This is a genomic window from Muriicola sp., from assembly GCF_049669965.1.
In the GTDB taxonomy this organism is placed as follows: domain Bacteria; phylum Bacteroidota; class Bacteroidia; order Flavobacteriales; family Flavobacteriaceae; genus Muriicola.
The window spans coordinates 1-11,016 of record NZ_JBATLB010000263.1 but is presented as its reverse complement, the minus strand read 5'-3'; the positions used below and the strand labels follow the sequence as shown (position 1 = coordinate 11,016).

At 42.5% G+C, this 11,016-nt stretch carries 4 protein-coding genes and 2 pseudogenes; 1 reads left to right on the top strand and 5 read right to left on the bottom strand.

The genetic code is table 11. The annotated features are described in order from the left end of the window. Positions 1-2,132 (bottom strand): annotated as a pseudogene (locus WBM49_RS13220) (hypothetical protein); the annotation flags it as partial. 324 nt (positions 2,133-2,456) lie between these two features. On the opposite strand from WBM49_RS13220, the gene WBM49_RS13215 reads away from it, so the two are divergent. Further along, positions 2,457-4,046 carry a peptide chain release factor 3 gene (locus WBM49_RS13215; RefSeq protein ID WP_424372520.1) on the top strand — a complete coding sequence of 530 codons (1,590 nt, stop codon included), beginning with the start codon at positions 2,457-2,459 and terminating at the stop codon, positions 4,044-4,046. Between the two features lie 46 nt (positions 4,047-4,092). On the opposite strand, the gene WBM49_RS13210 is transcribed toward WBM49_RS13215, so the two are convergent. From WBM49_RS13210 to rpoB, 4 genes and pseudogenes are all read right to left on the bottom strand, one after another. Further along, on the bottom strand, positions 4,093-4,809 hold the full coding sequence (locus WBM49_RS13210; protein ID WP_424372519.1) for a hypothetical protein: 717 nt from the start codon (positions 4,807-4,809) through the stop codon (positions 4,093-4,095). A 247-nt stretch (positions 4,810-5,056) separates the two neighbouring features. Then, positions 5,057-5,368 carry a DUF3467 domain-containing protein gene (locus WBM49_RS13205; protein ID WP_424372518.1) on the bottom strand — a complete coding sequence of 104 codons (312 nt, stop codon included), beginning with the start codon at positions 5,366-5,368 and terminating at the stop codon, positions 5,057-5,059. 65 nt (positions 5,369-5,433) lie between these two features. Further along, on the bottom strand, positions 5,434-9,732 hold the full coding sequence (rpoC, locus tag WBM49_RS13200) for a DNA-directed RNA polymerase subunit beta' (protein WP_424372517.1): 4,299 nt from the start codon (positions 9,730-9,732) through the stop codon (positions 5,434-5,436). Between the two features lie 45 nt (positions 9,733-9,777). Next, a pseudogene (rpoB, locus tag WBM49_RS13195) lies at positions 9,778-11,016 on the bottom strand (DNA-directed RNA polymerase subunit beta); the annotation flags it as partial.

Genomic DNA, 11,016 nt, shown 5'->3' with positions numbered 1-11,016 from the left:
TCTGTAGTGTCGGTTACTTCATCCTCATTCGTTACCCCATCGCCATCACAGTCGGTCGCATTCCAATCGTCTGAAGGGGTTAGGGTCTGACTTGCCAATACGAAGCTACATGGATCTAGTGGATCTGTATTGTCTGTTACTTCATCCCCGTTGGTGACTCCATCGCCATCGCAGTCTACGGACAGGTAGTCTCCGCTTTGGTCCAGGGTTACGCTATCAGGATTATAAGAACAAGGATCCAAAGGATCTGTACCATCGGTATTCTCATCTTCATTATCCACTCCGTCCCCATCACAATCGGCTGCAAGGAAATCATCACTTTGAGCCAGTGTAATGCTGTCCGGGTTAAAGGAACAAGGATCTAACGGATCTGTATTGTCTGTTACTTCGTCCTCATTCGTTACGCCATCGCCATCACAGTCGGTTGCATTCCATTCGTCTGAAGGGGTTAGGGTCTGACTTGCCAATACGAAGCTACATGGATCTAACGGATCTGTATTGTCCGTAAGTTCATCTCCATTGGTTACTCCATCGCCATCGCAGTCTACGGTGAGGTAGTCTCCGCTTTGGTCCAGGGTTACACTATCCGGGTTGTAGGAACAAGGATCCTGAGGATCTGTTTCGTCGTCAACTTCATCTTCATTATCGACTCCGTCCCCGTCACAATCGAGCGCATTCCAGTCACTGGTTGGTGTTACCGTCTGACTGGCCAAAATAAAGTCGCACGGATCAAGCGGATCTGTTTCATCATCTTCCTCATCATCATCGGTAACTCCGTCTCCATCCGTATCCGTATCTGGATCCAGATAGTCTGGGGTACCATCTCCGTCTGTATCATCATCGGTGGGATCTCCATTGTTATTTGCATCCTCATCCGGCGTATCTATCTGATCGCCGTCATCGTCAAAATCCCTGTAGTTTACATCTTCTGTCCCGTCCGTGTCAGGTAGGTCATTGGCCGGATCATCTATTTCATCATTTACATCAAAACCATCATTAACGTCCGAACCTTCATAGGCATCATCCAGGCCGTCTCCATCCGTATCTACTCCGGAAAAAATCTGATCCGGATCTCCGTCAAAATTAAAATCGTTTCCTTCATTATTATCAGGTACAAGGTCATTGTCCGTATCCAGATCTCTGAAATCTGGCTCATCTGCCCCGTCTGTATTTTGTGGCGTAAGTCCTTCATCACCAGCGCCTTCGTAAGCATTGTCTAAGCCATCTTTATCACTATCCATCCCACTAGGAGGTATATAGCCAGCCGTGGATTGTGCTTCTACATTATCCGGGATTCCGTCATCGTCAGAATCGATATCTCTAAAGTCGGGGTGAGAATCACCATCGGTATCAACCGGTGTTATTCCTTCACCAGATCCAGGATAATCTTCATAGTGATCATCCAGGCCGTTTCCGTCTGAATCTATTCCACAAGGTTCAGTAAAATTTAAAGTGGTTTGTGCCTCAACATTATCCAGGATACCATCATTATCGGAATCGATATCTCTAAAATCCGGATGGGAATCGCTATCTGTATCTACCGGGGTGAGGCCTTCGCCGGATCCCGGATAGTTCTCATAGTGATCATCCAGCCCATTTCCATCGCTATCGTTGGTACATGCAGCGATAAAATCGGCAGTGGTTTGTGCCTCTACGTTATCCAGGATGCCATCATTATCAGAATCGATATCCAAATAATCAGGAATACCATCACCATCCGTATCTACTGGTGTGAGTCCGCCGCAACTACCGGGTGTTTCCTCGTAGTGATCATCTAGGCCGTTTCCATCTGTATCTATACCACAAGGAGCGATAAATCCTGCCGTGGTTTGAGCCTCAACAATATCCAAAATACCATCATTATCAGAATCAATGTCGAGTGAATTATTTATTCCATCTCCATCCGTATCAATATGTTCCCCTTCCACGGTATCAATAATACCATCATTGTCATCATCTACATCTATGTTGTCTGCAACACCATCACCATCCGTATCTGTATAAACAAGTATGGTATCTGAAATGGGGTCAGAATGACCGTAGAAATTCTGAGAAGTAAATACAAAGCAAAACGCGATCAGTTGGCAGGTAAGTAATGCCTTACGTATCTTAACAAAAGTAAAGTTCTCCATATAGGTTAGTTTTTTTTTAAACTAAGCACCATGGCAGGTAGAAAATACTTCTGGTAAGACTTTGGGAATCTACAAGTAGCATGCAATATATGGCAATAAAAGCGTATCACAAATACTTTAAACCCTTTCTTTACCGAGACTCTATCATCCGCCCGAATATTCGATAAAACGGTAAAAAGCAGAAAAATTAGGCGAGCAGTATGAGTGAGAAAACAACTTCTTCAGGAAGATATAAACCATTCAACGTTTATATATGTACTTCGGCCTTTTGGCATTTCCTATTTGAACCAATAAATTCTCTTACTTTTGCAGAAATTTTTTTACGTGAATTTCAAAAAAGAAATTGCAAGAAGACGAACTTTTGGGATCATTTCTCACCCGGATGCAGGAAAAACCACCCTCACCGAAAAATTGTTGTTATTCGGGGGCGCCATACAGGAAGCCGGTGCTGTAAAGAACAATAAAATAAAAAAATCTGCCACCAGTGATTTTATGGAAATTGAACGGCAGCGTGGGATTTCCGTAGCCACTTCGGTACTGGCTTTTATATACAAAGACAAGAAGATCAACATCCTTGATACTCCGGGGCATAAGGATTTTGCAGAAGACACCTTTCGCACCCTTACGGCGGTAGACAGCGTCATTGTGGTGATCGATGTGGCCAAAGGGGTGGAGGAACAAACCGAAAAATTAGTGGAGGTTTGCAGAATGAGGAAGATCCCCATGATTGTCTTTATCAATAAAATGGACCGTGAAGGGAAGGATGCATTTGACCTGCTCGATGAAGTGGAACAGAAGCTAGGCCTTAGTGTTACTCCTTTGAGTTTCCCTATAGGCATGGGATACGATTTTAAAGGGATCTATAATATATACGAGAAGAATATCAATCTTTTTAGTGGGGATAGTAAAAAGAACATTGAAGAAACCATTGCCTTTGATGACCTTAGTAACCCCGAACTGGAAAAGATCATAGGCAACAAAGCTGCGGAAACCCTCAGGGAAAACCTTGAACTAATCGCGGGGGTGTATCCTCCTTTTGAGAAACAAAAGTATTTGGACGGGGCACAGCAACCCGTTTTCTTTGGATCGGCCCTCAACAATTTTGGGGTGCGGGAATTACTAGACTGTTTTATAGAAATAGCGCCCCCTCCAAGAGATAAAATGTCTGAGGAACGCCTTGTAAAAGCAGACGAAAAGCACATGACAGGCTTTGTCTTTAAGATCCATGCCAATATGGATCCGAAGCACCGGGACCGATTGGCTTTTGTAAAGATAGTTTCAGGCACTTTTGAAAGGAACAAGCCTTACTTGCATGTACGCCATGACAAGAATTTAAAATTCTCCAGTCCCAATGCTTTTTTTGCTGAAAAGAAAGAGATCGTAGACATATCCTTTCCCGGGGATATCGTTGGCCTTCACGATACCGGCAATTTTAAGATAGGCGACACACTTACCGAAGGGGAAGCACTTCATTATAAAGGGATTCCGAGTTTTTCTCCTGAACACTTCCGCTACATTAACAATGCAGATCCTATGAAGGCAAAACAGCTTTTTAAGGGGATCGATCAGTTGATGGATGAGGGGGTAGCACAATTATTTACCCTGGAACTCAATGGCCGGAAAGTTATAGGCACTGTAGGGGCCCTGCAATACGAGGTGATACAATACCGCCTGGAACACGAGTACGGGGCCAAATGCACCTATGAGAACTTCCCTGTATTCAAAGCGTGCTGGGTAGAGCCTAAAGATCCTAAAAGTACCGAGTTTCAGGAATTTAAAAGGGTAAAGCAAAAATTCCTTGCCAAAGATAAAAGAGGGCAATTGGTCTTCCTGGCCGATTCTCAATTTTCCTTACAAATGACACAGCAGAAATATCCTAATGTAACCCTGCATTTTACGTCGGAGTACGCATAACAGGAAATAAGACACTGTGGCAACATATGCTCCACCTTATTAATTTTTAGAATAATTTAATTCCTATAGCAAAAAAGACAGAACCGTGGCTATAATTTAATTTAGTTTTCTCAAGTTCATCTGCGCCATCATTATCTTCGTTCAAAGGGAAAGGGCCCTGCTCCACAGGGTATGAAATTAAATAAGAAAAACCAAGCTTGCCATAAGTAACCGATTTGTCCCATAAATAGAATAAGGCGCTTAGTTTTAAGCCCAACGCTAAACTGGTATTAATTTTTTCTTTTGATTCCTTAAAATCTTTAAATTCAATAGAATATGCTCTATTAAACATCAAGGCCGGACCGATACTTAATTTTGTAATTCCCGGTCCAATCGTATAGTCAACACCAATAGAATAACTTTTAAATCCAACTTCCAACCTCCGTCCTGAATTATTTAGGCCAGCCACTTCACCTAATTCATTAACACTCAGGTCTAATCCAAGATACTTACCATTTTTTTGTTTCCAGATAAAGTTTGCAGAATAACTAGTCCGCGGACCTGTTTTTACAGGATAATTTGTTGGCCCAAACCAAGATCCGTTGGTAGTAATACCAAAACCTTCTCGCTCTAGGTATTTAGAAAAATTACCGGCAGGTCCCCCAACTGTTGTGCCTAATGAAAATCCAATACTATGGTCTTTATCATCATTTTGTGCTTGTATACATAGACAATAGCTAAAACAAAGAAATGACCATCTTGCAATTTTGAAATACTTCTTCATCGCATAAAAGTTTTAGTTAATCCTCCCTAAAACTATGTAAGCTAAATCAATATGATATCCAGAATTTTGTAATGAACAGAAAATCGGACAAACAATGAAGAAGTGCTATTTAGATTTCATAAGCCTCACTTCAATGCAAAAAAGCTCAAACTGGGTTGGTGATAGAATATTCACATTTTAAAAGTAGATTACTAAGATGATCCCATTAAAATTAAAAAACCCTGACAAAGATTGTCAGGGTTTTTTATTATGCTTCACCAGTTGGTCCAAAATTCAATGGAATAGGAGGCTGTTCATAGTCTTTTATGTTGCCATGGGCCTTTTCAAACCTGCTCACATTGTCGCTCAGGGCCTTTAAAAACTTTTTGGCGTGCTGGGGGGTTAGTACGATCCTGCTTTTCACCTTTGCCTTTGGGGCACCGGGCATCATACTGATAAAATCGATTACAAATTCGGACACCGAATGGTTGATAATAGCAAGATTGGAATAGATGCCTTCGGCAGTTTTCTCATCCAATTCTATGTTGATCTGTTTTTGTTTGTTGTCTTTCTCTGCCATGATCTAGGATTATTTTCTGGGTAATTATAAAAAAACCCCCAACCGGAAGGTTGAGGGTTATTGATTTAGAATTTTAATTCTTCCTTGCGGGCCATGATCTCGTCGTATTCCTGTTTGGAGCCTACGATAATAGATTCATAGTCGCGCATTCCGGTTCCTGCAGGGATCTTGTGTCCTACAATAACGTTCTCTTTTAAGCCTTCAAGATCATCGATCTTACCACTTACCGCTGCTTCGTTCAACACTTTGGTGGTTTCCTGGAAGGAAGCCGCCGAAATAAACGATTTGGTTTGAAGGGAAGCTCTGGTAATACCTTGAAGAACAGGTGTAGCCGTTGCTGCTACGGCATCTCTGGCCGTTACAAGCGACTTGTCTGAGCGTTTTAAGATAGAATTTTCATCCCTTAACTCGCGTGCAGTGATGATCATTCCTGCCTTGAGGTTTTCAGATTCTCCAACCTCCAGAACAACTTTCTTTCCAAAGATCTCATCATTCTCCTCAATAAAATCGTCCTTGTGAACTAACTGATTTTCAAGGAAGATAGTATCTCCCGGATCCTGGATACGAACTTTACGCATCATTTGACGCACTACTACTTCAAAGTGTTTGTCATTGATCTTCACCCCCTGTAAACGATATACCTCCTGAACTTCATTCACCAGGTATTGTTGTACAGCAGACGGACCTTTGATGGCCAGAATATCCTCAGGAGTTACGGAACCATCGGATAATGGCATTCCCGCACGGACATAGTCATTCTCTTGCACCAGGATCTGATTCGATAATTTTACAAGATATTTTTTCTGCTCTCCTAGTTTAGATTCTATGATGATCTCGCGGTTACCTCTTTTGATCTTTCCAAAAGAAACTACCCCGTCTATCTCAGAAACTACTGCCGGATTAGATGGGTTACGTGCTTCGAACAATTCTGTCACCCTTGGTAAACCTCCCGTAATATCACCGGTTTTGGCCGACTTACGTGGGATTTTTACCAGGATCTTTCCTTCCTTGATCTTATCACCATCATCTACCATGATATGAGACCCAACTGGTAAGTTATACGAGCGTAAGACCTCATCCTTGGTATTCATGATCAATAAGGTAGGGATCAGCTTTTTGTTACGAGAATCCGAGATTACTTTTTCCTGGAATCCTGTTTGCTCATCTATTTCTACCTGATAGGTGATTCCTTGTTCTATATTCTCATAGGCTATCTTCCCTGGGAATTCTGAAACAATCACTCCGTTGTATGGATCCCACTGGCATATGATCTGCCCTTTTTCAACGACTCCACCATTCTTAACGAATAACTGTGAACCATAAGGAATGTTATTGGTGCTCAGGGTGATCCCGGTTTTCTTATCTACTACCTTGATCTCTGTAGTTCTCGAAATAACGATATCTACAGGCTTCCCTTCACTATTTTCACCTTTAACGGTACGCAGATCTTCAATCTCTGCTTTTCCGCCAAACTTGGCTTCTAATTTATTGTCTTCAGAGATGTTCCCGGCAATACCTCCAACGTGGAAAGTACGCAGTGTTAACTGGGTTCCTGGTTCTCCAATAGACTGAGCAGCCACCACACCTACAGCTTCACCTCTTTGTACCATTTTATTGGTAGCCAGGTTACGGCCATAACATTTACCGCAAATCCCTTTTTGGGCTTCACAGGTCAATGCAGAACGAACTTGTACTTTGTCTATAGGGGATGCTTCAATTTTTCGAACATCCGCTTCCATGATCTGTTGACCGGCCTCCAGAATAAGTTCTTCGGTTAACGGATTGAATACATCGTGAAGTGAAACACGTCCAAGTATTCTTTCTCCAAGTGTTTCAACGATCTCTTCATTCTTTTTCAACGCTTCTACCTCAATACCTCGTAAGGTACCACAGTCTTCAATGTTTACGATCACATCTTGTGATACGTCTACCAATCTACGTGTAAGGTATCCGGCATCGGCAGTTTTTAGAGCCGTATCCGCAAGTCCTTTACGTGCACCGTGGGTAGAGATAAAGTATTCCAAAATAGATAATCCTTCCTTAAAGTTGGAAAGGATGGGGTTTTCAATAATCTCTCCGCCACCTGCCGTAGATTTCTTTGGCTTAGCCATTAAGCCACGCATCCCGGTAAGCTGTCTGATCTGTTCTTTCGATCCCCGTGCTCCGGAGTCTAGCATCATATACACGGAATTAAATCCTTGCTGATCCTCGCGAATCCTTTTCATTGCCAGCTCAGTAAGCATTGCATTGGTAGAGGTCCAAACATCGATCACCTGATTATAGCGTTCGTTGTTGGTAATCAGACCCATATTATAGTTCGCCATGATACCATCTACTTGTTCATTGGCATCAGCGATCATTTCGTGTTTTTCCTGTGGGATGATAATATCTCCCAAACTAAAGGACAAGACACCTTTAAAAGCAAACTCATACCCCAGGGTCTTAATCTTATCCAGGAAGTCGGCAGTGGTTGGAACATCTGTTACAGCCAAAATCTTTCCGATAATATCACGAAGTGATTTCTTATTAAGTACCTCATTCACATATCCGGCCTGCTCTGGTACAACCATATTAAAGAGTACCCTACCAACGGTGGTTGGAATGATCTGATTTACCAGGGCTCCTTCTTCATTGAAATCTTTAGCACGTACCTTAATACCAGCGTTTAATTCTACTTTCCCTTCGTTAAACGCTATCACTACTTCCTCGTAGGAATAAAAGGTAAGACCTTCCCCTAACACAGCAGTTTCCTTGGTTGACTTACGTTCCTTGGTCATATAGTATAACCCAAGTACCATATCCTGAGAAGGCACAGTAATTGGTGAACCGTTAGCCGGGTTCAGTATATTATGAGAAGCTAACATCAGAAGTTGAGATTCCAAAATAGCTTCAGGACCTAAAGGTAAATGAACCGCCATCTGATCCCCATCGAAATCCGCGTTAAAAGCGGTACAAACCAATGGATGCAAGCGAATTGCTTTCCCTTCAATAAGTTTAGGTTGGAAAGCCTGTATCCCCAAACGGTGCAATGTAGGAGCACGGTTAAGCAATACCGGGTGACCTTTCAGTACATTTTCCAGGATATCCCAAACTACAGGTTCTTTTTTATCTATGATCTTCTTAGCAGATTTTACCGTCTTAACAATTCCACGTTCTATCAGTTTCCTGATTACGAATGGCTTGTACAATTCGGCAGCCATATCTTTAGGCAAACCGCATTCAAACAAACTCATTTCAGGACCAACAACGATCACAGAACGCGCAGAGTAATCTACCCGTTTACCGAGTAAGTTCTGACGGAACCTACCTTGTTTTCCTTTTAAGGAATCGGATAATGATTTTAAAGGCCTGTTAGACTCTGTTTTAACCGCAGATGCTTTTCTGGTATTGTCGAATAAAGAATCTACAGCTTCCTGCAACATCCTTTTTTCGTTCCTTAGAATTACTTCAGGAGCTTTGATCTCCATCAATCGCTTTAAACGATTATTGCGGATAATCACCCTTCTGTAAAGGTCATTTAAATCGGAAGTTGCAAAACGACCACCATCTAGTGGCACTAATGGGCGTAATTCTGGCGGAATGACAGGCACTACCTTCATGATCATCCATTCTGGCCTGTTCTCACGGTTATCCTGAGATTCGCGCAGGGCTTCTACTACCTGTAACCTTTTTAAGGCTTCGGTTTTACGTTGCTTAGAAGTTTCTGTATTGGCCTTGTGACGCAGATCGTATGAAAGTTCTTTCAGGTCGATTCTCGACAACAGGTCTATCAAACATTCAGCACCCATTTTGGCGATGAATTTGTTAGGGTCAGAATCATCCAGGTACTGATTTTCCGGCGGAATTGTTTCAAGGATGTTTAAGTACTCCTCTTCCGTAAGAAAATCTAATTTGGTCAATTCTTCTCCTTCGGGACCTTTGGCAATACCGGGTTGGATAACCACATATCGCTCATAATAAATGATCATGTCTAACTTCTTGGACGGTAAGCCCAGGAGGTAGCCAATTTTATTGGGAAGCGAACGGAAATACCAGATATGTGCCACAGGAACCACCAGGTTGATGTGTCCCACACGGTCTCTACGTACTTTTTTCTCAGTAACCTCTACGCCGCAACGATCACATACGATGCCGCGATAACGAATACGCTTGTATTTTCCACAGGCACATTCGTAATCCTTTACAGGACCAAAAATACGCTCACAAAATAAACCGTCGCGTTCTGGTTTATGGGTTCTGTAGTTAATGGTTTCTGGTTTTAATACTTCTCCTCTGGACTCCGCCAAAATAGACTCTGGTGAGGCCAGGCCTATAGAGATCTTATTAAACCTTTTTACTGCTGTATTATCGTTTTGTCTAGCCATAATGCTAATGGTGATACTATATTAAATGTGTAACCGACTCTTAAATTATTCTTCCAATCTGATGTCTAAGCCCAAACCTTTAAGTTCGTGCATTAGTACGTTGAAAGATTCTGGTAAACCAGGTTCTGGCATGGTCTCTCCTTTTACGATAGCCTCGTAGGTCTTCGCCCTTCCGATCACGTCATCCGATTTCACGGTTAGGATCTCACGCAGCGTAGCAGATGCACCATAGGCTTGTAAGGCCCATACTTCCATCTCCCCAAATCGCTGACCACCAAACTGGGCTTTACCACCCAGGGGTTGTTGTGTAATAAGAGAGTAAGGTCCGATAGAACGCGCGTGCATCTTATCATCTACCATGTGGCCCAATTTCAACATATAGATCACACCTACCGTTGCAGGCTGATCGAAACGTTTCCCGGTACCACCGTCATAGAGATAGGTATGTCCGAATCTCGGAATTCCTGCCTCATCTGTGTAGGCATTGATCTGATCTAAAGTTGCACCATCAAAAATAGGAGTGGCATACTTCTTATTGAGTTTCTGCCCGGCCCATCCAAGTACGGTCTCATAGATCTGTCCTATGTTCATCCTGGAAGGTACCCCTAACGGATTCAAGACAATATCTACAGGTGTTCCGTCCTCAAGGAAAGGCATATCTTCCTGACGCACGATCCGGGCTACAATACCCTTGTTTCCGTGACGCCCGGCCATTTTATCCCCTACTTTTAACTTGCGTTTTTTGGCGATATATACCTTAGCAAGTTTCATGATACCTGCCGGTAATTCGTCCCCAACAGAAATCGTGAATTTATCCCTTCGAAGGTTTCCTTGCAGGTCGTTCAATTTGATCTTATAGTTGTGAAGCAGATCTGCCACCATGTGATTAGTTGCTTTGTCTGTCGTCCAGCTTCCGCTTACTAAATGGGCAAAATCGTCTACCGCGTTCAACATTTTCATGGTGTATTTCTTACCCTTAGGTAATACTTCTTCACCCAGATCGTTGGCAACTCCCTGAGAGGTCTTACCATTGATCATTTTGAAAAGTTTATCAACCAATACATCTTTCAGTTCCTGAAATTTTACTTCGTATTCGAGCTCCAGGGATGTAATGGCCTCTTTATCTTCAGAACGCTTACGCTTATCTTTGATAGATCTAGAAAATAGTTTTTTATCTATGACCACTCCTCGTAAGGAAGGGGAGGCCTTTAGAGAAGCATCTTTTACATCACCTGCTTTGTCACCAAAGATGGCACGAAGTAATTTTTCTTCAGGAGTTGGATC